Source organism: Micromonospora inyonensis (assembly GCF_900091415.1).
Classification (GTDB): Bacteria; Actinomycetota; Actinomycetes; order Mycobacteriales; family Micromonosporaceae; genus Micromonospora; species Micromonospora inyonensis.
Genome location: NZ_FMHU01000002.1, coordinates 1258590 through 1280928, shown reverse-complemented (window position 1 = coordinate 1280928; position 22339 = coordinate 1258590). Strand labels below are relative to the sequence as shown.

General features: G+C 71.9%; 19 protein-coding genes. 3 read left to right on the top strand and 16 right to left on the bottom strand.

The annotated features are described in order from the left end of the window. Positions 1-51 precede the first annotated feature (51 nt). Positions 52-1368: an MFS transporter gene (locus tag GA0074694_RS20450; RefSeq protein WP_091460840.1), complete on the top strand. Its 1317-nt coding sequence runs from the start codon at positions 52-54 to the stop codon at positions 1366-1368. Here GA0074694_RS20450 and GA0074694_RS20445 read toward each other — a convergent pair. The 7 genes from GA0074694_RS20445 to GA0074694_RS20415 all read right to left on the bottom strand — a co-directional run bounded on the left by GA0074694_RS20445 (position 1346) and on the right by GA0074694_RS20415 (position 8801). After that, complete coding sequence (locus GA0074694_RS20445) at positions 1346-1813, bottom strand: NUDIX hydrolase (RefSeq protein WP_091460837.1); 468 nt, start codon at positions 1811-1813, stop codon at positions 1346-1348. The two genes, GA0074694_RS20450 and GA0074694_RS20445, sit on opposite strands and share 23 nt — an antisense overlap. Then, on the bottom strand, positions 1810-2961 hold the full coding sequence (locus GA0074694_RS20440) for a DegT/DnrJ/EryC1/StrS family aminotransferase (protein ID WP_091460835.1): 1152 nt from the start codon (positions 2959-2961) through the stop codon (positions 1810-1812). The genes GA0074694_RS20445 and GA0074694_RS20440 overlap by 4 nt, the downstream gene beginning before the upstream one ends. Then, entirely contained in the window at positions 2958-4484 is a 1527-nt protein-coding gene (locus tag GA0074694_RS20435; RefSeq protein WP_176738040.1) for a condensation domain-containing protein, read from the bottom strand. Before GA0074694_RS20435 ends, GA0074694_RS20440 begins: the two co-directional genes overlap by 4 nt. Beyond that, complete coding sequence (locus tag GA0074694_RS20430; RefSeq protein ID WP_091460829.1) at positions 4481-6409, bottom strand: condensation domain-containing protein; 1929 nt, start codon at positions 6407-6409, stop codon at positions 4481-4483. Before GA0074694_RS20430 ends, GA0074694_RS20435 begins: the two co-directional genes overlap by 4 nt. A 44-nt stretch (positions 6410-6453) precedes the next feature. Beyond that, entirely contained in the window at positions 6454-6786 is a 333-nt protein-coding gene (locus GA0074694_RS20425; RefSeq protein ID WP_091460826.1) for a hypothetical protein, read from the bottom strand. 105 nt (positions 6787-6891) lie between these two features. Beyond that, positions 6892-7707, bottom strand: a complete 816-nt coding sequence (locus GA0074694_RS20420) for a LuxR C-terminal-related transcriptional regulator (protein ID WP_091460824.1) — start codon at positions 7705-7707, stop codon at positions 6892-6894. A 272-nt stretch (positions 7708-7979) separates the two neighbouring features. After that, positions 7980-8801, bottom strand: coding sequence for a TetR/AcrR family transcriptional regulator C-terminal domain-containing protein (locus tag GA0074694_RS20415; RefSeq protein ID WP_245714822.1), 822 nt, complete (start codon positions 8799-8801; stop codon positions 7980-7982). Here GA0074694_RS20415 and GA0074694_RS20410 point away from each other — a divergent pair. Then, on the top strand, positions 8736-9863 hold the full coding sequence (locus GA0074694_RS20410) for an FAD-dependent oxidoreductase (RefSeq protein WP_091460821.1): 1128 nt from the start codon (positions 8736-8738) through the stop codon (positions 9861-9863). The two genes, GA0074694_RS20415 and GA0074694_RS20410, sit on opposite strands and share 66 nt — an antisense overlap. 32 nt (positions 9864-9895) lie before the next feature. Here the strand turns inward: GA0074694_RS20410 and GA0074694_RS20405 are convergent, their stop codons facing one another. Both GA0074694_RS20405 and GA0074694_RS20400 read right to left on the bottom strand, forming a co-directional pair. Then, positions 9896-10291, bottom strand: coding sequence for a VOC family protein (locus GA0074694_RS20405; protein WP_091463492.1), 396 nt, complete (start codon positions 10289-10291; stop codon positions 9896-9898). 256 nt (positions 10292-10547) lie between these two features. Next, the gene (locus GA0074694_RS20400; RefSeq protein WP_091460819.1) at positions 10548-14018 is read right to left on the bottom strand and encodes a non-ribosomal peptide synthetase; all 3471 of its coding nucleotides are present in this window, start codon (positions 14016-14018) and stop codon (positions 10548-10550) included. A gap of 137 nt (positions 14019-14155) precedes the next feature. Between GA0074694_RS20400 and GA0074694_RS20395 the strand changes: the two genes are divergently transcribed. Beyond that, complete coding sequence (locus tag GA0074694_RS20395) at positions 14156-15799, top strand: (2,3-dihydroxybenzoyl)adenylate synthase (protein ID WP_091460816.1); 1644 nt, start codon at positions 14156-14158, stop codon at positions 15797-15799. 64 nt (positions 15800-15863) lie between these two features. On the opposite strand, the gene GA0074694_RS20390 is transcribed toward GA0074694_RS20395, so the two are convergent. From GA0074694_RS20390 to GA0074694_RS20360, 7 genes are all read right to left on the bottom strand, one after another. Next, the gene (locus tag GA0074694_RS20390) at positions 15864-16073 is read right to left on the bottom strand and encodes an MbtH family protein (protein ID WP_091460813.1); all 210 of its coding nucleotides are present in this window, start codon (positions 16071-16073) and stop codon (positions 15864-15866) included. A gap of 29 nt (positions 16074-16102) precedes the next feature. Next, a complete protein-coding gene (locus GA0074694_RS20385) occupies positions 16103-17461 on the bottom strand; it encodes a lysine N(6)-hydroxylase/L-ornithine N(5)-oxygenase family protein (protein WP_091460811.1) in 1359 nt (452 codons plus the stop codon). 6 nt (positions 17462-17467) lie between these two features. Next, complete coding sequence (locus tag GA0074694_RS20380; RefSeq protein WP_091460808.1) at positions 17468-18265, bottom strand: thioesterase II family protein; 798 nt, start codon at positions 18263-18265, stop codon at positions 17468-17470. Positions 18266-18327: 62 nt separating this feature from the next. After that, positions 18328-19356, bottom strand: a complete 1029-nt coding sequence (locus GA0074694_RS20375) for an ABC transporter substrate-binding protein (RefSeq protein WP_091460806.1) — start codon at positions 19354-19356, stop codon at positions 18328-18330. A 67-nt stretch (positions 19357-19423) separates the two neighbouring features. After that, a complete protein-coding gene (locus GA0074694_RS20370) occupies positions 19424-20239 on the bottom strand; it encodes an ABC transporter ATP-binding protein (protein ID WP_091460804.1) in 816 nt (271 codons plus the stop codon). Between the two features lies 1 nt (position 20240). Continuing rightward, positions 20241-21311, bottom strand: a complete 1071-nt coding sequence (locus GA0074694_RS20365; protein WP_245714821.1) for a FecCD family ABC transporter permease — start codon at positions 21309-21311, stop codon at positions 20241-20243. A 2-nt stretch (positions 21312-21313) separates the two neighbouring features. Then, entirely contained in the window at positions 21314-22333 is a 1020-nt protein-coding gene (locus tag GA0074694_RS20360; RefSeq protein ID WP_218105850.1) for a FecCD family ABC transporter permease, read from the bottom strand. Between the last annotated feature and the right edge of the window lie 6 nt (positions 22334-22339).

Here is a 22339-nt window from a genome sequence, read left to right as displayed (position 1 = left end):
ATTAGATAACCTTCTTTATCAAGGGATGCCGACAGATGGGCAGGGGCACAGATGGCGACGGTTCTCGCGTCTTCCCGTTTCCGACGGCTGTTGATCGGCCAGTCGGTCTCCAACCTCGCCGACACCGCCCTATACCTGTCCCTCGGCATCTGGGCCAAGGACCTCACCGGTAGCAACAGCGCGGCCGGTGCCGTGTTCCTGGCGCTGACGGTCCCGGTGCTGTTCGCCCCGGCGGCCGGGAGCATCGTGGACCGGGTACGCCGCCGGCCGCTGCTCGTCCTGACCAACCTGCTGACCGGTCTGGTCGTACTGAGCCTGCTGCTGGTGCGCGGCACGGACCAGCTGTGGATCCTCTACACCGTGGCGGTCCTGTACGGCTGCTCGGCGCTGTTCATCGTGGCGGCCCGCTCGGCGATGCTCAAGGAACTGGTGTCCGACGAGGACCTGGCTTCGGCCAACGCCGCACTACAAACGGCCAGCCAGGGCATCCGTGTCCTGTCCCCGCTGATCGGCGCCGCGCTCTACGCGGCCTTCGGCGGCACGGCGCTGGCCCTGTTCGTCGCCGCGCTGTTCGTCGTCGCGGCGGCGATCCTCGGCTCGATCCGCGTCACCGAGACCGAGCCGGAGCCCCGCGTCCCGTTCCGGCGGGACGTCCTGGCCGGCTTCCAGCACATCCGGTCGGTGCCGCTGCTGCTGCGGGTCACGCTCGCGGCCGCGGCGGCCTGGGCGGTACTGGGCTTCTTCGAGACCGTCATCTTCGCCGTCATCGAAACGGGGCTGCACCGCTCGCCGTCGTTCTTCGGGGTGATCACGAGCATCCAGGGCGTCGGGGCCGTCCTGAGCGGCCTGACGGCCGGGTGGTTGAGCCGGCGGATCGGCGACGGCCGCCTCATCGCCCTCGCGCTGGCCGCGTTCGGCGTCGGCAACCTCGCGTTGGTCACTCCGTCGCTTCAGGTGGTCGTGGCCGCCTCGGTTCTCAACGGCGCGGCCATGGTGTGGTTCGTGGTGGGCTTCACCACCGCGATGCAGGTCCACACGCCGACCCGGATGCAGGGCCGGGTGAACTCGGCGTCCAACATGTTCATCCTGATCCCCAACACGGTGTCGATCGCACTCGGCGCCACGCTCATCACCGTGTTCGACTACCGCGCGCTGCTCGCGGCCACCGCCGTGGTCACCCTCGCCTGCGCCGTCGCGCTCTGGCGTGGCACCTCCCCCACCGGGTACGCCCGGCCACCGGGACACGAGCCGCACGACGCCCGGCCCGGCGATGACGCGCCGCCCGGCGCCGCGCGCGGCGATGAGTTGCGGAGTGCCGGGCACCTCCGCCACGGTCAGGAAGAGTTCAACGAGGACCTGCGGCGGTGAGCTGCTCGGCGTAGGCGACGACGATCGGATTCTCCGGGCCGATGACGTCATCCGGCAGCTCGTCGACGGCGAAGAATCGGCCGCCGCGCAGTTCGGTGCCGTCGACGGCGAGTGTGCCTGACCGCACGGGTGCGGTGTAGGCCGCCGTCACGTTGTGCACCTCGTCCCCGTTGGGGTACCGGAAGTAGTACCCGGGTCCGGAGAAGACGCCGAGCAGCGTCAACGCGCCGATCTCCAGGCCGGTCTCCTCCAGCACCTCGCGCCGGCCGGCGTCCTCGAAGGACTCCCCCGGCTCCAGGAACCCGCCCGGCAGGCCCCAGCCGGCGATGCCCGTCCGCTCGACGAGCAACACCCGGCCAACGTCGTCGAGGACGAGCACAGAGGTGCCGGGCAGGATGAGTGGGCGCGTCCCGACCAGTGCCCGCAACTGCGCCACGTAGTTCATGCCAGCTCCTCACGGTGGTCGTAGGCGCGAATGATCGCCTCGATCACCATATCCACCGCCGACTCCGGCATGTGTGAGTAGAGCGGAAGGGTCAGGCACTGACCCGCGATCGCGTCCGTCACCGGCAGGTCGACCGGCTCGCAGCTGGCGTACGCGGTCTGCCGGTGCAGCGGCGGGTCGAAGTAGGACCGGGTGCTGATCCCTTCGGCGGCCAGCGTCTGGGCGAGCCGGTCGCGGTCGATGCCGAACCGGCGAGGGTCGACCAGGATCGTGAAGTCCTTGTAGACCGGGGTACAACCGTCAGGGACGCGCTGGACGCCCAGCGGCAGCCCGGCCAGGCCGTCGACGTAACGGCCGGCCAGCGCACGTCGGCGGTCGAGGGTGGCGTCCAGCGCCGGTAGGGCGCACAGCCCCATCGCCGCCGAGATCTCGGTCATCCGCGCGTTGAGCCCGACGAGACGACTGTCGTAGTCGCCGGGATTACCATAGTTGCGCGCGTGCCGCAGTTCGGCCGCCAGGGAGCGGTCATCGGTCGCGACAAGGCCGCCCTCGGCGGTCGTCAGCGGCTTGGTCGGGCTGAGGCTGAACACCTCGGCCAGCCCCTTGCTGCCGACACGGGTCCCGTCCGGATAGCGGCCACCGAACCCGTGGGCCGCGTCGAGGATCAGCTCGGCGCCTCGGGCGGCGGCGACCTTCGCCAGCTCGTCGGCGTCGGCCGGCATACCGAAGGTGTGGACACCGAGAATGGCGACCGGGTCGCCGGCACGGGCCGCCCGAGGGTCGAGCGTGAAGGTGTCGGGAGCCACGTCGGCGAAGCGCGGTCGCAGGCCGTTCCACATCACGGCGTGTCCGCTGGCCATGAACGTGAAGCTGGGCAGCAGCACGTCGCCGGTACGGCCGAGGCAGCGCAGCACCAGCATCAGGCCGCTGGTGCAGCTGTTGACCGCGACCACATCCTCGACCCCCAGGTACCGGGCGGCCTGGTGTTCGAACTCGGCGACGGTGGGCCCATCGGTCAGCATCCCGCTGGCGAGGATCGCACGGATGCGTTCCATGGTCCCGGGTTGGTCGACCAGCGTCGGGCGGGTCATCGGCAGTGGCGTGGACAGCAGGGGTGTTCCGCCCAGGACGGCGGGCTTGCCGGTCATCGCATCGTTCCTTTCGCGGCGTCGTAGACGACGATCCCGTCGGGTACCACGGCACCGCTCACCCACGGTTGCCGTTCGGTGTAGGCACGCATCAGTTCGTCGGGGCATGCCTCGGCGGCGACTCGGGCCAGCACACGCAGCCCGTCCCGGCCGTCGGCGGTGGTCCAGTCCGCCGCACGCACCCCGGCGACGCTGGTGAGCAGAGCGAGTTGGGCCTCCGGGTCGATGGCCACGCCGCTGCGGTGGCCGGTGATCAGTCTGGCCGCCGTGACGAGCGGACTGATCGGCAGGTCGTCGGGGACCCGGTCGGGGTCGTCGCCGAACGCCCGCAGCGTCTCGAACAGGTCGGCCGCGATGTCGCCGGGACCACGCCCGGCCCAGACCGGTTCCCCGGCGGTGACCCGGACGTGGGTGGTCGGTCCGGGCTGGACCTGCACGGCCAGGTCGGCGGTGGCCCGCCCGGGAGTCACCCGGCAGCGCTGGACGTCGTCGCCGACCGGTGGCAGCAGACCGTCGTCGTGCACCAGGAAGTTGAGGTCGAACGCCGGCCGGAAGACCGCGCCACGGCGCCGTTCCCGCTCGTTGAGCCACTCCAGTAGGGCAACGGAGTCGAACACGCCGTGCGTGTGGGCGGCCAGGCTGGCCTCCAGCACGCGCTCGGCCCGCCGCCGCAGGGTGTCGCCGGGCTCGCCGTCGACCAGGATGTACACGGGCTGGGCGAGGTTGGCCACGGCGGCCGCGTCGGCGTCGTCGAACCGGTTGGCCGACACCGAGCGGAACACCTGCCGGTGCTGCCCGGTGTAGACACCGACGAGGGCGCTGAGGGCGGCGGCCCAGACCGCGAACGGCGACACGCCGAGTTCGCGGGAGGCCTCGCCGACCTCGCCCCGTATCCGCCGGTCGGTGCGCCGACTGACTCGCAGCAGTTCCTCCGCGCCGCGTACGGCACCGCTGAAGGTGCAGGCCCGGGGCGCGTCGGCGAGGACGGCCTGCCAGTACTCGGTGTTCCGCCGGGTGACGTCGCCGAGACGGTCGTCGGCGTAGTCGCTGACCTGGCGGCGCCGATCGGCCCCGACGATCGGCTCGCCACGCAGCAGCGCCGACAGGTCCCGGTGCAGGACGCCCTGGCTCATCCCGTCGGCGAACAGGTGCGACACGGTCAGCATGACGTGACGGACCAGGCCGTGCCGGGTGTACAGCGTGGCGCGGGCGGCGTGCTCGGTCGGGTCGACCGGCACCGGATCGGTGACCGTGATGTCGGGGATCTCGTCCATCCGGCGGATCAGGCACACGGCGATCTCACACCGGGCGGCAGCGGTGACCTCGTGCCGAGGGTGACCACCCGGGTCGATCAGCCGGGACCGCAGCGCCTCGTGCACGTCCGCCAGCTGGGCCAGCGCGTTCCGGACCTGGCGTACCGGCAGGCCACCAGGTATATCGAGCGACACCGTGATGGTGTAGACCCGCTCCGGCGGCGTCTGGTAGAGGTTGCGCCGCTGTGCGTGGTTCAGCTCGAAGATCACGGCAGCTCCCCGACGGGGTGCCACCGGTCCGACCCGGCCGCGCGCAGGCGCAGCAGGACGCGGGCGAGGTCACGGGCGTGGCCGGGCGCGGGCTCGGCGGCCGTGACGGCGGCGGCGAGCGCGGCGACCGTCGGCTTCTCGTACAGGCTGATCGGGTTGATCGAGACACGCATCTCCGCGCGTAGCCAGGCCATCAGGCGCACGATCTCCAGCGAGGTTCCGCCGAGCGCGAAGAAGCTGTCGGTCCGGTCGAAGCTGTCGACGCCGCGGTGGAGGAGCTCCGACCAGAGCACCGCGATCAGCCTTTCCACCGGCTCGTCGGCGGCCGTCGCGGCGGTGACGGCCGGCGTCGCGGGTTCCGTCCGCGGCGTGCTCAGCAAACGGCGTGGGTCCTCGGCGTACCGGTCGAGCAGGTCGAGCCAGCCCGTCAGGATCTCCTCCGCGTCGGATTCGCCGTAGCGGCCGGTGTCGTAGGTGAGCCGCCCACCGAATCGGTCGCCCTCGTCGGTGATGGTGAACGCCAGGTCGTACTTGGCGGCACCGGTGTCCACCAGGGCAGCCCGCCAGTGCGTGCCGGCCGGATCAGCGTCGGCGACGTGCGGCGCGAACTCGACCAGCACGCGGAACAACGGCGGCGCGTTCAGCGTCCGTTCCGGCACGAGGCGGCGCACCAGCAGGTCGAACGGCGCGTCCTGGTGGGCGAAGGCCCCCAGGACGACCGGCTGCGCCGCGCCGACCAGGCTCGCGAAGGTCGCGTCGACCGGCACCGGCAACCGCAGCGGCAACAGGTTGAAGACCGGGCCGATGACCGCGGCCACCTCAGTCCGTTCCCGGTTCGCGCTGGTCGTCCCGAGTACGATGTCGCGTTGCCCGGTGCGTGCGTGCAGCAGCGCCGCGGTCACGGCGGCCAGGTAGGTGAACGGCGTCGCGGCCAGCTCCCGGCTCGCCGTCCGGATCCGGCTCGCGTCGAGTTCGAACTCCCGGGTGCGCCCACCGCTCGGCCCGGACCGCGTAGCCGGCACCGTGACGGGCTGGGCGGGCGCGCCCGACAGCATCTCCGACCAGTACGCCACGTCGGCATCGAAGCTGCCGTCGCAGACTGCCTGCTGCTGCCAGGCGGCGAAGCGGGCGTAGGGATCCTCCGGTGCCGGGGGCGTCGCGCGGCCGGCCGTGTGGTCGGCGTAGCGCTGGGCGAGTTCGGCGACCAGGAGCCGTGTCGACCAGCCGTCGCCGGTCAGATGGTGCTGGGTGAGCAGGAGGATGTGGGAATCCGGGGCCACGACCAGCATGTCGGCGCGCAGCAGCGGGCCGGACAGGTCGAACGGGCGGCGAGCCAGGTCGCGCAGGAGGTTGTCGGCGACCGAGCGGCGCGACTGTTCCGGGACGGTCCGTAGGTCGTGCTCGCGTACCGGAACGCGGAGGCCGCCGAGGACCCGGGGTTCGGGCCGGGATTCGCCGAAGCCGGTACGGAGGATCGCGTGCCGTGCGACGAGGTCGTCGATCGCGGCGAGCAGGGCCGCCCGGTCGAGCGGGCCACTGATGTCGATCGCCCACGGCATGTGGTACGCCGCCGTACCGGGCTGCCATTGCTCGGCGAACCAGATGCGCTCCTGGGCGGGTGAGGCCACCGGCGGCCCGGCCGGCGCGGCCGCGCTCGATCCGGTGCTCTCGACGGGCTCGGCCGACTCGACCAGATGGGCGGCCTCGCGGATGGTCGGCACCGAGAACAGCAGGTCGACGGGGACGTCGACGCCAAGGTCCTCGCGGATGCGGGCCGCGACCTCGAGTGCCTGGACGGAGCTGCCGCCGAGGGCGAAGAAGTTGTCGTCGAGCCCGATTTCCTCGCTCCGCAGCGCGGTGGACCACAACTGTGCCAGGGCGTCCAGGGTCCGCGCCGCAGCCGGACCGGCGGTGTTGGGGGGCATGGTGGTGTTCCTCCTCGCGGATCCGGATCGAGGCGCGGGCCGGTTCAGCCCGGCGGCGGGCCGTAGCGGCCCTGGGCGACGAGGGCGAAGGACGCCGCGGTGACCGCCGCGCGAGCCGCCGCGAGCGCCTCCTCCAACAGGTCGACCGTGCGGTCGCCGGCGGTGGTCTCGAGCGCGCCGGCCGCTTGGCAGGCGCTCTCCACCAGACACAACAACGCTTCGTGACGGGGATCGGCCCGGTCGGCGGCCCGCAGCCCGGCGGCGAGGCCAGCCAGCTGAGCGGCGACCAGTCCAATGGCATCCGCTATGACCGGCTCGGCCGGCGATCGCGATACGGTGAGAGGCACGATCGGCCGCGCCCGGCTGCGGTTGCGCACGTCACCTCCCTGTGGCCCTGTCTGGCCTCCGACGCTATCGGCGCCGGCCCGCGCCCCGCCCCCGTCGTAAGTCCGGCCGCGCCCTAGACCTCGGTCGACTGTGGCCTAGCCGGGCAGCTCGCGATCGACCAGCCCGTTGCGGTACGCGAACGCGACCGCCTGGACCCGGTCGCGCAGGTCGAGTTTGCGTAGCGTCTGGGACACGTGGTATTTCACCGTCGGCTCGCCGATGTGCAGCCGCTTCCCGATTTCCTGGTTGCTCATGCCCTTCGACACGAGATCCAGTACCTCGCGTTCGCGCAGGGTCAGGCTTTCCAGCGCCAGGTTGCCGGCGCGGGTGAGGGTGAAGCCGAAGATGTGGTCGAGGATGTCGCCGATGATCTGCGGTGCGAGGAAGCGGTTGCCCTCCCGGACAACCTTCACGGCCCAGATGAGTTCGTCCACGTCACACGTCTTGAGGAGAACGCCGGACGCGCCTACCCGCAATGCCTCGAACACGTTACCGTCGATGTTGGAAATCATCAATACGACAGCCGCCCGCCTGACGGTGTCGCCCTGGAGGTCCACGCTGGTGATCCGCTCGGTCAGCGTCACCGCGTCGAGGCCGGTCAGGTCGGCATCGGCAAGGACGATGTTGGGCTGGAGCCGCCGGGCCGCCCGCACCGCCTGCTCGCCGTTGGCTGTCTCTCCCACGACAAGGATGTCGGGGCACTCGGACAGGATAGTCTTCAGACCGATACGGGTCATCGGCTGCGAGTCGCAGAGCAGGATCCGGATCGGGCCGTCGATAGGCGACCCGTTGTTTGCAGAGGTCATGACACCGCCTTCATGTACGCCGCAGCCGCCAGATCGACCGTCATCCACGGTCCAGCCATCTCGCTCTCCCAGATGGCCGGAGATCCTCACCTCACCTTCGGCCATGCGTACGCCCGGCAGTCCGCGCTGTTGAACCCCTTCCGGAGTGCGATCAGTCCATTTCAGTCTGTAAATATGGTGAGGGGCAGCCGGCGTCTCAGGATGCGAGCGAACCGGGAGGAAACTTTCCACAATGGGAATCTTGCATGATCGTTCCCATGTCAGCAGGACCGGCACAGGAATGGGCCAGCGCGCGTATCGGGATTGCCGGGACCCAGGGCCCTGCTTTTGATCGATGTGTACCGTTGTCGAGCCGGTACCGACCTGCGAGCAGTAGGTCACGTGCGGGGGTGGCTGGTGATGCCGTCCAGGATTGTGGTCAGGTTGTGGTGGAAGGCTTCCTCGGCGTTGAGGTGGGCACCGTCGATGACGAGCCGGGCGACGGTGGGGTAGCGGCCCGTTTCGAGCATGCGTGTCAGGTAGGGCCCGAGGGCGGCCTGCCAGGCGGACACGTCGGTGCCGGTCGAACGGGCGGCGCGGCGCTCGGTGATCTCCCTGCGGAGCGCCCCGACGACGAACGCGTCGAGGGCACCCAACGCCCGCTGAAGGTCGTCGATACCACGCACACCGGGGGCCTGACTGAGCGCCGCCGCGGTCGATTCACCCACGGCGAGGGCGTGCGGTCCCAAGTGCGGCCTTCCGCCGATCAGGTCGGCGAACCACTCATGGTCAAGGGCGGCTTCGCGGGTCGCCTGGGCGAGGGCCAGCACCGTGGCGCGCCACTCGGAGCGCTGGCCGGCCTCGGCGATCTGGGCATACACAGTATCGACCATCAGATCGAGCAGTTCGGATCTGTTGATCACGTAGTCGTAGAGCCGCATCGGACCGACACCGAGCTCTTTGGCGATCTTGCGCACCGACAGCCCGTCGAGGCCGTGTGCGTCGGCGAGCCGGATCGCTGTGGCGGCGATCTTCGCGCGGCTCAGCGGCACCGGCGCCGCCCGCGGCTGAGGCTCGGGCCGTTCCCAGACGGGCAGCGGTGCGCTACTGTACGGCGTATCCATAAGATACAGCGTACGGTAACGGAGAAGCTGATGCGAATTGCGATCGCCGGCGGTGGCCTCGGCGGCCTGACGCTGGCCCGAATCCTGCACCTGCACGGCATCGGCGCGATGGTGTACGAACGCGAGGCAAGCCGATCCGCGCGATCACAGGGCGGATCGCTCGACCTGCACCCGGAGTCCGGGCAACAGGCCCTGGCCGCGGCAGGTCTCGCCGGCCGATTCCGGTCCGAGGCGCGGCCGGAAGGCGAGGAACATCGCATCCTCGACCCGGCCGGACGCACCCTCGTGCACCACAAGCCACAGCCCGGCTCGTTCTCCGGACGCCCCGAGATCGACCGCAGCGTACTGCGTGATCTCCTGCTCGATTCGCTCCCCGGCGACGCGGTCGCGTGGCAGCACCGGATCGTCGCGGCGACGCCACGACCCGACGGAGGGTTCCGACTGACGTTCGATGGCGGCCACAGCGCCGACTGCGACGTCCTCGTCGGCGCGGACGGCGCACGCTCGGTCGTCCGGTCGCTGCTCACCGACGCAGGATTGTCCTACGTGGCCACTTTGGTAGAGCTGAGCATCAGCGACGCCGACCGGCGCCATCCGGATCTCGCCGATCTGGTCGGCCCCGGAAACCTCTGGTGCGTCGGCGTCAACCAGATCCTGGCAGCACAACGGCTCGGCGACGGCAGCATCCGAGTCGGGATCTCCCTACGCGCGGACGACCGCCACACAGACACCTACCGCAGCAAGCGCGCCCTACTGGACATGTTCGACGGCTGGAACCCCAGCCTCACCGCACTCATCGAGGCCGGCGACAGCCCGCCGAGCCCACGCAGGATCGAGGCCATGCCCACCGGTACACGCTGGGCCCACCAACCGGGCATCACCCTCATCGGTGATGCCGCGCACCTCATGCCGCCGGTCGGCGAGGGCGCCAACCAGGCCATGCTCGACGCTGCCGAACTCGCCGCCGAACTCGTCGCCAACCCCGCCGACCCCGACTCAGCGATCCGGACGTACGAGGAGGCGATGTTCACCAGAATCCGCCCGATCGCCGAAATGTCCGCACGAGTCCAGGCGATGATGCTGTCCCCCACCGCAGCCGACGACATCATCCGCTTCTTCGACCCGCGCCCCGCCGAGCCGGCAGCACAGATTGTGTGACCCTGGCGCCCCGGCTGGCGGGCGCGGCGACGTCAGGTGGCGCCGAGAAGGTCCCACCGGTTGCCGGCGATGTCGAGAAAAACCGCGACCCGGCCATAGGGTTCGGTCCGCGGTTCCCGGACGAAGGTGACACCGGCCTGCGCCATGCGCAGGTAAGCGGCGTCGAAGTCGTCGACACGGAGGAAGAGCCCGACCCGGCCGGCTGCCTGGTTACCGACAGCGGCACGCTGGAGTTCTCCGTCTGCGCGGGCGAGCAGAATCCCGGTCTGGGCTCCCGGCGGCCGAACGACGACCCACCGCTTGGGTCGCCCGTCATCGGTCAGCGATGGGGAGTCCTCGACGAGGTCAAAGCCGAGTACGTCGGTGAAGAACGTGATCGCAGGGTCGTACTCGTCGACGATCAGGGCAACCAAGTCGATCTGCACCACGGCAGCGTACGCGTTCAACACGTTCGTGATCGCGCGAACTGGGTCGACGCCGGATTCAAGAACGGCGTCGTCGAACACGCGCAGGAGTCGGCGTCGACGCCATGATCGACAACCTCGCACCACGATGGCGCCATCTGACCCCGCCCGGCACCGCCTTGGGATCGACCGGTGCCGGGAAGGTGACCGGCGGCGGACCCGCTCGGCGGTGAGCGGCTCGCCCCGCTCTGGCCACGTGGCCATCCGCGAGAACAGGAGTTCAGCTACGTGGTACGCCGCTGTCGTCGCTCTCCCCCAGCTCGGCCGCGAGCTGGTCCTCGGTGAGGGCCTCGACCTCCAGGTAGATCTCCGCCGTGGTGGTCAGGATCGCCGGGTCAGCGGCCCGGCGGAGCAGCGCCTCCGCGAGCCGGGCGACGGTGAGCGAACCCAGCACGTCGTGGATGCGGACGTCGTCGGTGTCGAGGGCCGCGCGCAGGCGCGCGGTGATCACCGTGGCGAGCACGGAGTCGCCGCCGAGCTGGAAGTAGTCGTCGTGCAGCCCGACCGGGCCGGACTGGAGGGCCTGCTCCCAGACGTGGGCGACGAGCTTCTGCAGGGGCGTCTCGGGGACCGCGTGCCGCTCGGCCACCGGGCGGGCCTCGGCAAGGGCCGTGAGCGCCGCGCGGTCGACCTTGCCGTTCACGGTAAGCGGCAGCTCCGACGTGACGACGATGGGGTCGGGCAGCATGTGCGGCGGCAGGCGGAGGGCGGCATGCGCGGCGAGGTCCTCGGCGGTGACACCGGCGGTGACGGCGACGGCGGCGAGCCGCGGCGCGCCTGTCCCGCGCAGGACGAGGGCGACCGCCTGGCGGACGCCGGGATGGTCGCCGAGGGCGGCTTCGATCTCGCCCAGTTCGATCCGGAAGCCCCGGATCTTCACCTGGTCGTCGGCGCGACCGAGGAACTCGATGGTGCCGTCGGGCCAGTACCGGGCGCGGTCGCCGGTGCGGTACCACCGCGTGCCGTCGACGGTGACGAACCGGTCGGCGGTACGGTCCGGGTCGGCGCGGTACCCGTCGGCGACACCCGCCCCACCGATCCAGAGTTCGCCGGGAACCCAGTCCGGGCAGTCGCGGCCCTGCGGGTCGACCACCCGGCACCGGACGTTGCGCAGCGGCGTGCCGTACGGGACGCTCGCCCACTCCGCCGGCACCACGCCGTCGTGGACCTCCTGGATCGTGGAGTGGATGGCCGTCTCGGTCGTGCCGCCCAGGCCGAGGAACCGGCAGCCGGGCACCTGGGAGCGCAGGCGGCCGGGCAGGTCGACGCCGACCCAGTCGCCGCCGAGCAGCACCACCCGCAGGCTGTCCCCCAGCGGCTCGGCCCGGCCCGCGGTCAGCAGCATGTCGAGCAGGCTCGGCACACAGTTGAGGAGCGTCACGGCGCGGTCGCGCACGAGGGCGGCCCAGGCGGTGGCGTCACGGCGGGTCGACTCGTCCACCGTGACGACGGCGCCGCCGACGGAGAGCGGCGCGAACAGGTCGAAGACCGAGAGGTCGAAGTCCAGCGCGGACAGCGCGAGGGTGCGGTCGTCGGCGTCGAGGCCGAGCCGCTCGACCAGGTCGTCGACGGTGTTCGCGGCGGCCCGGTGGGACACCTCGACACCCTTGGGCTCGCCGGTGGAACCCGAGGTGAACAGGACGTACGCGACGTCGGCCGGATCGGCGAGAACGGGGGCGGGGGCGGGGTGCCCGGTGGCGACCGCCAGGGCGTAGCCGATCTCGTCGTCGCCCGTCGCGTGCTCGGCGACGACGACGGTGGTGCCGGCCCGCTCCCGGATCCGGCGGACCCGTTCCGCGGGCTGCTCCACACCGACCGGGACGTAGTGGGCGCCGGCCGCCAGCACGCCCAGGACGGCGACGACCTGCTCCGGGCCCTTGGGCAGCCGGATGGCCACGGCGTCACCCGTCCGGACGCCGCGGTCGGCGAGCGTCCGGGCGAGGCGGAGGGCGCGGTCGGCCAACTGGCCGTAGGTGAGGGCGGTGCCGGCTGCGGTCACGACTGCCGGCCGGTCCGGCTCGTCGGCGGCACGGGCGAAGAAGGCGTGGTGCAGCGGCTGCCGCGGCGACGGGCCTGCGGTGGCGTTGACCTGTTCCCGTACGGACCGGCACCCAGCCGGGCGCAGGTCTCCGACCGGGTCGTCCCAGGCCGTGCCGTCCGCGACGCGGCCGAGCAGGTCACCGAACGCGGCGAACATCTCGTCGGCGACGCCGTCGGGCAGCGCGTCGACGCGGACGTCCCAGTTGACGAGCAGGCCGCCGTGCAGCTCGGTCACCTGGGCGTCCAGCACGACCTGCGGCCCCTGCGAGATGATGTGGACCGGCTCGCCGAGGACCCGTTCCACCTCCGCCCCGAACAGCTCGCCGAGGTCCAACGCGCTGGTGAACACGACGGGAGCGAGCACCTGCGTGCCGTGTTCGCGGGAGAGGTCGCGCAGCACGTCCAGGCCCGGGTACGAGGAGTGCGCGACGGCGTCGTGCATCGATTGCTGCACGTCCTGGGCGCGCTCGACGAAGTCGACGGAGCGGGAGACGTCCACCGGCAGCAGCACCGAGCTGGTGAAGTCGCCGACGAGCCGTTCGACGTCGGGGTGGACCGGCTGACGGTCGAACATCGGGACGTTGAGCAGGAAGCGCGGCACCCCGCTCCACGCCCCGAGCACCTCGGCGAAGACCGTGGCGACGGCCACGGCCGGGGTGACGGCGTGGCGGCGCGCCTGGCGTACCAGGCCGGCGCGGGTTTTGGGGTCGAGCCACCGGTGCAGCCGGACGACCCGGTGCGGGTCGGTACGCCGGCCGTCCGGCCGCGTCGGAAGCTCGGGAGCGCCCGGCAGGTCGGGTATCCGCTTCTGCCACCACCGCACGTCGGCGGGGCGGGGCCGTTCGGTGCGCCGGTGAGCGAGGTACTGCGCGTACTGGTAGTCGAGGGCCGGCAGGGGTTGGTCGGGGTGCTCGTAGAGCCGGACCAGGTCGGCGAGGAGCATCCGGTAGCTGCGGGCGTCGGCGGCTACCATGTCGATGTCGACGTGGACGCGGGTACGGCGCTCGGGCAGCAGGGTCACCCGTACGTCCAGCATGCGGCCCTGTTCCACCGCCAGGAGCTGGTGGGACATCTGCTCGCGCAGGGCCGCGGTGGCGGTGGCGACCTGGTCGGGGGCCGCTTCGCGCAGGTCGAGCACCGGAAGCTCGGTGCCGTGCCGCCAGGGTTCGACGACCTGCTGACCGTCGTCCAGGATGCGGGCGCGCAGCATGTGGTGGTGCTCGGCGAGTGCGGCGAGAGCGGCACCGAGCCGGGCGGGATCGACGTCGTGACCGTCGAACTCCGTGTAGAGGTGCGCCGCGACCGCGCCGAGCTGCTGGGCGGCCCCGCGTCCGACCCAGTACGCGTGCTGCATCGGCGCGAGCGGGAACGGCTCCCCCTCGGCGACGGTGGCCGCGCCCGCGTCACCGGCGGAGGTGGGGTCACCGGACGGCGTCGCGGCGGCGAGCAGTGCCGTCCAGGCACCGAGGGTGGGGGTGGCGATGAGGTCGGCGAAGCTGACCTGGACGCCGCGCTGGCGGAGCAGGCCGGCGATGCGCATCAGCTTGAGCGAGTCGAGGCCGAGCGCGATGAGGTGGTCGTCGTCGTCCGGGGCGATGTCGCTGCCGAGCAGCTCGGGAACAAATCGCCGCAGGTCGTCCTGGGTAGACACCGGCCACCTTTCGTTCGTGAGTGCGCGCAGGGTCGTTGCCGACTGTCGCTGATCGACGGTTAGGTTAACCTAACCTACTGCCCGACGGTGTCCGATCCGGACCCCGCACCCGCCGTGCCCGCGAAGGAGAAGCAGCGATGCGCGTACCGGACGACCTGGTCGCCCCCCTACCGTCCGGCCTGACGCCGTGGCCCCGCGACCTGTGCGAGCGCTACGTCGAGCGCGGGTACTGGGACGGCCGCACCCTCGGCCGGCTGCTGCGGGACTTGACCGCAGCGCACGGCCGCCGGCTGGCCCTCGTCGCCGGCGAGCAGCGGCTGACGTACCGTCAGCTCGACCAACGGGCCGACCGGATGGCGGCGGGCCTCGCCGACCTCGGCATCCGCGCGGGCGACCGGGTGCTCGTCCAGCTGCCCAACACCGGGGCCTTCCCGCCGCTGCTGTTCGCCCTGGCCCGCATCGGCGCGATCGCGGTGCTGACGCTGCCCGCGCACCGGCTCACGGAGATCGGTCACCTCGCCCGGCTCTCCGGCGCGGTGGCCTACGTCATCGCGGACCAGGTCGCCGGATTCGACTACCGGGAGCTGGCCGACCAGGTCACCGCGCAGGCGCCCGAGCTGCGCCACGTTCTCGTCGACGGCGATCCCGGACCGTACACGGCGCTCGCCTCGGTGGACGCCGAGCCGCGGGAGTTCGCCGAGCCGGATCCCGCCGACATCGCCCTGCTGCTGGTGTCGGGCGGCACGACCGGCGTGCCGAAGCTGATTCCGCGGACCCACAACGACTACGGGTACAACGCCCGGGCCAGCGCCGAGGTGTGCGAGCTGGACCGCGACACGGTTTACCTCGCCTGCCTGCCGATCGCCCACAACTTCGCGCTCGCCTGCCCCGGAATGCTCGGCACCCTCGCCGTCGGCGGCACGGTCGTGCTGTCGCCCTCGCCCGCGCCCGACGACGCGTTCCCGCTCATCGAAGCCGAGGGCGTCACCCACACGGCACTGGTTCCGCCGCTGATCCCGCTCTGGATCGAGACCACGGCGTGGGACCAGACGGACCTGTCCACACTGGAGGTTTTGCAGGCGGGCGGATCCAAACTGTCCGCACAGCTGGCCCGGCAGATCCCCGGTGCGCTCGGCTGCCGCGTGCAACAGGTGTTCGGGATGGCGGAGGGGCTGCTGAACTACACCCGTGGCGAGGACGACGACGAGATCGTGGCGACCACGCAGGGCCGGCCGATGTGCCCGGACGACGACCTGCGCGTCGTGGACGCGGACGGCGCCGACGTCGCCCCCGGCGAGGTGGGCGAGCTGCTGGTACGCGGGCCGTACACCCTGCGCGGGTACTACCGGGCGCCCGAGGTCAACGCGACGGCGTTCACGCCGGACGGGTACTACACCACCGGTGACCTGGTCCGTGCGCTGCCGTCCGGCCACCTCGTCGTCGAGGGCCGGGTCAAGGACACCATCGACCGCAACGGGGAGAGCGTCTCCGGCGAGGAGATCGAGAGCCACCTGCACGCCCACCCGCTCATCGACCGGTGCGCCGCCGTGGGCGTGTCGGACGGTGCCGAGGGGCAGCTGATCTGCGTGGCGATGCGACCGCCCGCCGGGGCTCCGGCGCCGGAGCTGGCGGACGTACGCGCCTTCCTGCTGGAACGCGGCGTGGCGGCGTTCAAGCTGCCGGACCTGCTGGTCGTCGTCGACGAGCTGCCGCTGACCGCCATCGGGAAGATCGACAAGCGGGCGTTGGCGGCTGCCGTCGCGCCGGCCAGCACAGCCTGACGCCCCTGCGCCGTCGCCCAGGCCGACCCGGCCCCGCCGCCCTCACGCGGCGGCGGGGCACGGCTCACCCCTGGGCGGTCAGGCTGGCCGGGCGCAGGTCGGTCCAGTGCGTCTCCACGTACTCGAGGCAGCCCGAGCGGGAGTCCTCGCCGTGCACGACGGACCAGCCCGCCGGCACGGCTGCGAAAGCCGGCCAGATGGAGTGCTGGTTCTCGGCGTTCACCAGCACCAGGTAGCGGGCGTCGTCGTCCTCGAACGGGTTGGTGGCGGCCATCGGTACTCCTTCGACGTGGGCGGGTGGGTTCAGCCGGGCTGGACGGCGGTGGCCATCCCGGCGGTGGAGGGCTGCGGCTCGGCGCGCCGCTGGACGAGCGAGTCGCAGATCTCGCCGGAGCGCACCGCGAGGGTGGACAGCAGCGACGCTGTCAGTCCGTGGCTGTGCTCGGTGCCGGCGCCCTGGAGGTACAGGCCGGCCCGGATCCACCGGGACGTCAGTACCCGGTGGTCCCGGCCGATCCGCAGGCGCCCGAGCGTGTCGGTGGTGCACTCGTCGGCGAGCGCTCCCAGCAGTTCGCGCGGATCCCCGGGATGGTAGCCGGTGGCCAGCACCACGGCGTCGGAGTCGAGCGGGTACCGCTCCCCCGTGGTCAGGGACCGGAGCACGCACCGTACGCCGGCGTCGGATTCGTCGGCGGACTCCAGGGCGGTGGTGTTCAGGATGCGCAACCGCTGGACGCCGGCCACCTTCTCCTGGTACACGATCCGGTAGAGCTGCTCGATCAGGTCGCTGTCCACGACGGAGTAGTTGGTGTTGCCGTGGTAACCCAGCAGGGCCTGCTTGACGTCCTCCGGGGCGGTGTAGAAGTCGTCCACGGCGGCCGGGTCGAAGATGCGGTTGGCGAACGGACTGTCGTCGGCGGGGCTGTACCCGTACCGGGTGAACACCGCGCACACCTCGGCGTCCGGGAAGGTGCGGTGCAGGTACTCGGCGGTCTCGGCGGCGGACTGGCCGGCCCCCACGACGGTGAACCGCCGATGCCGGCGTACGTCCAGGTCGCGCACCCGGAAGAGCAGGTCGCGGTTGTGCCAGACCCGTGCTCCTGCGGTGACGCCGGAGGGCAGCCGTGGCCGCAGGCCGGTGCTGACCACCACGTTACGGGCGCGCAGCACCCGCTGCCCCCCGTCGGCGCACGACATCACCACGTCGAGATGGTCGACCGGTCCGGTGCCGGACGCCGCGGGCCGGATGGCGACGGCCGTCTCGCCGTAGGTGACCATGTCGTCCACCGCGGCGGCGCACCACCGCAGGTAGTCGTGGAACTCGATGCGGGTGGGAAAGAAGCTCTTCTGGTTGATGAAGTCCGGCAGTCGCCCGTGCTCGTGCAGGTAGCGCAGGAACGTGAACCGGCTGCCGGGGTCGCGCATGGTCACGAGGTCCTTCAGGAAGGACACCTGCATCGTCGCGCCCTCGAGCAGCATGCCGGGATGCCAACCGAACTGCGATTGACGCTCCACGAACGCCGCACGGACCGCGACGGCGTCCGGATGCCGGGCGTTGTGCTCGTGGATGGCGACGGCCAGCGCCAGGTTCGCGGGGCCGAATCCCACGCCCACCACGTCCGCGACGTCCTCCGCCTCGGGCCCCGAGCGCCGTTCTGCCATGCGGTTCTACCCCTCTCTCTGTGCGTGGATGGATGCCGAGGGCACGACACCACCGGGCAGCGGCTCGATGGCGGCGTGCAGTACGGCGGACCGCTGGTCGAGCAGGTAGAAGTGGCCCCCGGGGAAGGACCGCACCCCGGCGAACCGGTCGGTCACCTCGGCCCAGCGGGCGGCGTCGTCGGCCGGCGTCGCCGGATCCTGGTCGCCACGGAACACCTGAACCGGGGTACGCAGGCGGGCCCGTGTCGCGTCCGGCCGGTACGGCTCCAGGACGGCCAGGTCGGCGCGGAAGGTGTCGAGGACGAACTGGCGTACCTCCGGGTCGTCGAACACCTGGTTCGAGGTGCCGCCGAGGGTGCGCAGGTACGTCGCCAACTGGTCGTCGTCGTAGGCGGTCAGGCCCGGCCGCGAGTCCGGCTGCCGGGCCGGGCTGGCGCATGCCGACACGACCAGCCCGGCCAGTGCACCACCCGACGCTTCGTACCGCCGGCTGACCTCGTACGCCACCGCGGCGCCCATGCTGTGTCCGAACAGGACGGTCGGCCGGTCGCCCAGCCCACCGAGCGCCTGCGCGACAGCGTCGGCCAGGGATCCCAGATCGGTCACCGGCGGCTCGGCGCTGCGCTCTTCGCGACCGGGCAGCGTGACGACGAGTACCTCCACGCTCGGCGGCGCGGTCCGCGCCCAGTCGAGGTAGAACGACGGCATGCTGCCGGCGGGAGTGAAACACACCAGTCGCCCCGTCGCCTCCGGCTTGTGCACGTACCGGCGGAACCAGCGCGTCGAATCGTCGCGCAGCGCCATGGATCGCTTCCTCTCGCAGGGCCTTCCGCGCCCCGCCGACGTCGGCGGGGCGCGGTCGGGCGTCACGGCACGACGGCGGCGTCCGCCTTCGTGACCGCGGCCGCGGTGTCGGTGAGGACCTTGGTGAACCGCTGGTACGTGAACGGCGTCTCGGTCTGCCAGTCGACGACCTGGTTCGCCTTGACGGCGGGGCTGTTCTGCCAGGCGGGGTACGTCGCCATCTGCGTCGAGTCCAGGCCGCCCTCGGGGCGCGCGTCCTCGAGGACGAGGTCGGCCTTGTAGCGGCCGGCCTCCTCCCAGCTGAGCGACTCGAACCCGGCCTCGGGCTTCCCCGGCTTGACGATCTGCAGGCCGAGCTGCTGCAGGTACTTCACATCGCCGTGGAACTCCGGGTCCGCGACGAAGAAGTTCTCCTTGGTGCCCGAGACAACCGCCACCGACAGCCCGGGCTTCGCCGCCACCGCGGCCTTGAGGGCGTTGGCCGCGGTTTCGAAGTCGGTCCGGGCCTGCCGGATCGCCGGGCTGTCCGGATCAGCGCCCAGGGCTGCCGAGAGGTCACCGAAGCGCTTGACCGCGTCGGGGACGGCCACGCCCATCAACTGGATGACGGCGATCGGGGCGATCTTCTCCACCTTCGCCCGGACCTCGTCGGGGATGTACCAGATCATCGGGCCGTAGGCGACGGTGACGATCAGGTCGGGCTTGAGCGCGATCAGCTTCTCCAGCTGGAACTCGCCGAAGGCGGTGCCGACCGACTCGACGCCGGTGAGGTCCAGATTGCCGATCTGAGGGCTGGGCTTCCCGTCGGCGGTCTTCTGCGGTCCGAACACGCCGACCGGCTTGATGCCGAAGTCGTACAGGGCGGCGGCCGGGTGGGACTGCGCCACGATCCGCGTCGGACGCTTCGGCAGGTCGATCTTCGTACCCCGGTCGTCGGTGAAGCTCCACGGCCCCTCGGCACCCGCGGACGACGCGTCGCCCGGGGCCGGGGTGTCGGCGCCGCAGGCGCCCAGCAGAACCGTCATGGCGACGGCGGCGCCCACGGCGAGCAACCGCCCCACGCCCCGGACGGGGGAGCCGATCAATGACATGGTGGATGTTTCCTTTCAGCAGGCGCCGCCGAGCACCCTGCCCGGCGGCGTCGTCAGGTCGTCAGGGTCAGTGGGCCACGGGGACGCGGTGGTGGCGGCCGTAGGGGACGACGTGCGGCCCGCCGCTCACCGGGTCGTCGACGACGACGCACGCGAGACCGAAGACGGTCTCGACGAGGTGCCGCGTGATCACCTCACCGGGCGACCCGGCCGCGACGACTCCGCCACCGACCATGGCGATGACGTGGTCGGCGTAGCGCGCGGCATGGTTCAGGTCGTGCAGGACGAGCACGACGGTGCGGCCCTGCGTCCGGTTGAGGTCGGCGATGAGGTCGAGGATCTCGATCTGGTGGGCGAGGTCGAGGTGGTTGGTGGGCTCGTCCAGCAGCAGCACGCCGGTGTCCTGGGCGAGCGCCATCGCGATCCAGGCCCGCTGGCGCTGGCCCCCGGACAGCTCGTCGACGCTGCGCCGGGCCTCCGCGAGCAGGCCGGTCGCGGTCAGCGCGTCCTCCACGGCCCGCTCGTCCTCGGCGGACCACTGCCGCCACCACGACTGGTGCGGGCTGCGACCGCGGCGGACCAGGTCCAGCACGGTGATGCCGTCCGGTGCGGCCGGGTTCTGCGGCAGCACACCGAGCAGCCGGGCCAACTCCTTGCCCCGCAACGTGTTGATCGACCGTCCGTCGAGGTGCACGGTGCCCGCGGTCGGACGCAGCAGCCTGGCCAGGCCCCGCAACAGGGTGGACTTGCCGCAGGCGTTGGCACCGACGATGGCGGTCACCCGGCCGGGTGGGATGGTGACGTCCAGCCCGTCCACCACACAGCGGCCGGGATATCCCAGCGTGAGTCCCTCTGCGGCGAGTCCGTGGGTCGGTCGGTTCACGTCAGCCTCCTACACCGGAACGGTTCGCGCGGCCCAGCAGCCACAGCAGCACGGGTGCGCCGAGCACGCCCGTCACGACGCCGACCGGCAGTTCGGTGCCGGGCAGCGCCTCCCGGGCGATCACGTCGCCGAGGAGCACCGCCACGGAACCCACCAGGCCGGACGAGACCAGCGCGGGGCCGGGTCCTCCGACGAGCCGTACGGCGATCTGCGGACTGATCAGGGCGACGAAGGCCACCGGCCCGGCGGCGGCGGTGCCGACGGAGACGAGCGCGGCGGCCACCGCCAGCAGGGCCGCCCGGGCCAGGTGAACGGGATGGCCGAGGGCCCGGGCGGGGGCGTCGCCGAGTTGCAGGCCGGTCAGCCACGGCGCGAGCACCGCGACGGCCGGCGCGAGGACGGCCAGGCCGACGACGAGCGGGCCGACATGTTCCCAGCCCCGGGCGTTCAGGCTGCCGGTCAGCCACATCAGTGCCTGCTGCGCCTGGTAGACCCCGGCCTTCAGAAGCAGGTAGGTGGTGACGCTGCCGCACAGGGCGGCGACGCCGACACCGACCAGCACGATCCGGAAGCCGGTGGTGCCGCCGTTCCAGGCGAGCAGGTAGATCAGCAGGGCGGACCCCAGCCCGCCGAGCAACGCCACCGTCTGCAGGCCGAGCCCGGAGCCGGCGCCGACCAGCAGTCCGGCCGTGGCGGCGGTGCCGGCGCCGGCGGTCACGCCGATGACGTCGGGGCTGGCGAGCGGGTTGCGCGTGAGTGACTGGAAGACGGCCCCGGAGACGCCGAACGCGGCGCCGACGAGCAGGCCGACCAGTGCGCGGGGCAACCGCAGGTCGTGCACCACCAGGGCGGTCACGTCGTCCCCGCCGGCCAGCAGGGCGGCCGCGACGTCGGACAGTGGAAGGTCCAGCTCGCCGACGGCGATGTCGAGCAGGAAGGCCGCGGCGACCGCCACCGAGAGCAGCAGGCACACCAGCACCGCGCGGGGCCGGACGAACCAGGACGCCCGGGTGCCGGGGACCCGGATCACGGCGCCCGGAACGAGCGCCGTCGCCTTTCCGTCGACGGACACGGTCACAACTCCCGGAGTCCGCTGCGGCGGACCAACGCGACGAAGAACGGCGCGCCCAGCGCCGTGACGACGATCCCCACGGGTAGCTCGTCGGGCCGGGCGACCAGGCGGCCGCCGATGTCGGCGGCGAGCAACAGGCACGGGCCGAGCAGCGCCGAGTACCACAGGATCCACCGGTGGTCCGGGCCGGTGAAGGCGCGCACGACATGGGGTACGAGCAGGCCGACGAAGGCGATGGGCCCGCACAGCGCCACGGCGGCACCGGCGAGCACGGTCACCGCGACGGCACCGCGCAGCCGGGCGAGCCCCACGCGCTGCCCGAGGCCACGGGCGATGTCCTCGCCGAGCGTCAGGGTGTTCAGCGCGGGCGCGGTGGTGGCGGCGAGCACGGCGCCGGCCGCGAGGAAGGGCAGGACGGGTCCGAGCGTCGCGGCGGGCTGGCCGGTGAGCGCCCCCACCGCCCAGAACCGGAAGTCACCGAGAGCTGCGGCATCGACGAGCAGCGCCGCGTTGACGAGCGACTGCAGCAACGCGGAGACGGCGGCACCGGCGAGGGCCAGCTTGGCGGGTGTGGTGCCGCCGCGACCGGCCGAGCCGATTCCGTACACGAGCGCGGTCGCGGCGAGCGCACCGGCGAAGCCGAACCAGACGTAGCTGTAGACCGACACGACGTTGAACGCAGTGGTCATGACGACGATGCCGACGGACGCCCCGGCGGTGACACCGAGAATTCCCGGATCGGCGAGCGGGTTCCGGGTGAGCCCCTGCATGAGGGCACCGGCGACCGCCAGCGCGGCTCCGGCCAGCAATCCGAACAACGTTCGTGGCACCCGCATCTGGCGCACGATGCCGGCCACTTCGGACCCGTCCGGGTGCAGCAGGAACGTGAAGACCTGATCCGGTGGGATCCACCGGGTGCCGAGCGTCACGGACAGCAGGCAGAGCAGCAGCAGGAGGCCGAGACAGGCCAGCGTCGCCCACGCGTGCGAACGGCCGGCAGGCGCCGGTCGATACGGCGCCACGCTCGT

What these genes read in the sequence shown, in the direction of transcription:
- GA0074694_RS20420 (WP_091460824.1), bottom strand. Translation starts at nt 7,707, where the DNA reads ATGGCCGAAGGTGAGGTGAGGATCTCCGGCCATCTGGGAGAGCGAGAT.
- GA0074694_RS20380 (WP_091460808.1), bottom strand. Translation starts at nt 18,265, where the DNA reads ATGGCGCTGCGCGACGATTCGACGCGCTGGTTCCGCCGGTACGTGCAC.
- GA0074694_RS20410 (WP_091460821.1), top strand. Translation starts at nt 8,736, where the DNA reads ATGCGAATTGCGATCGCCGGCGGTGGCCTCGGCGGCCTGACGCTGGCC.
- GA0074694_RS20385 (WP_091460811.1), bottom strand. Translation starts at nt 17,461, where the DNA reads ATGGCAGAACGGCGCTCGGGGCCCGAGGCGGAGGACGTCGCGGACGTG.
- GA0074694_RS20375 (WP_091460806.1), bottom strand. Translation starts at nt 19,356, where the DNA reads ATGTCATTGATCGGCTCCCCCGTCCGGGGCGTGGGGCGGTTGCTCGCC.
- GA0074694_RS20445 (WP_091460837.1), bottom strand. Translation starts at nt 1,813, where the DNA reads ATGAACTACGTGGCGCAGTTGCGGGCACTGGTCGGGACGCGCCCACTC.
- GA0074694_RS20440 (WP_091460835.1), bottom strand. Translation starts at nt 2,961, where the DNA reads ATGACCGGCAAGCCCGCCGTCCTGGGCGGAACACCCCTGCTGTCCACG.
- GA0074694_RS20390 (WP_091460813.1), bottom strand. Translation starts at nt 16,073, where the DNA reads ATGGCCGCCACCAACCCGTTCGAGGACGACGACGCCCGCTACCTGGTG.
- GA0074694_RS20430 (WP_091460829.1), bottom strand. Translation starts at nt 6,409, where the DNA reads ATGCCCCCCAACACCGCCGGTCCGGCTGCGGCGCGGACCCTGGACGCC.
- GA0074694_RS20450 (WP_091460840.1), top strand. Translation starts at nt 52, where the DNA reads ATGGCGACGGTTCTCGCGTCTTCCCGTTTCCGACGGCTGTTGATCGGC.
- GA0074694_RS20395 (WP_091460816.1), top strand. Translation starts at nt 14,156, where the DNA reads ATGCGCGTACCGGACGACCTGGTCGCCCCCCTACCGTCCGGCCTGACG.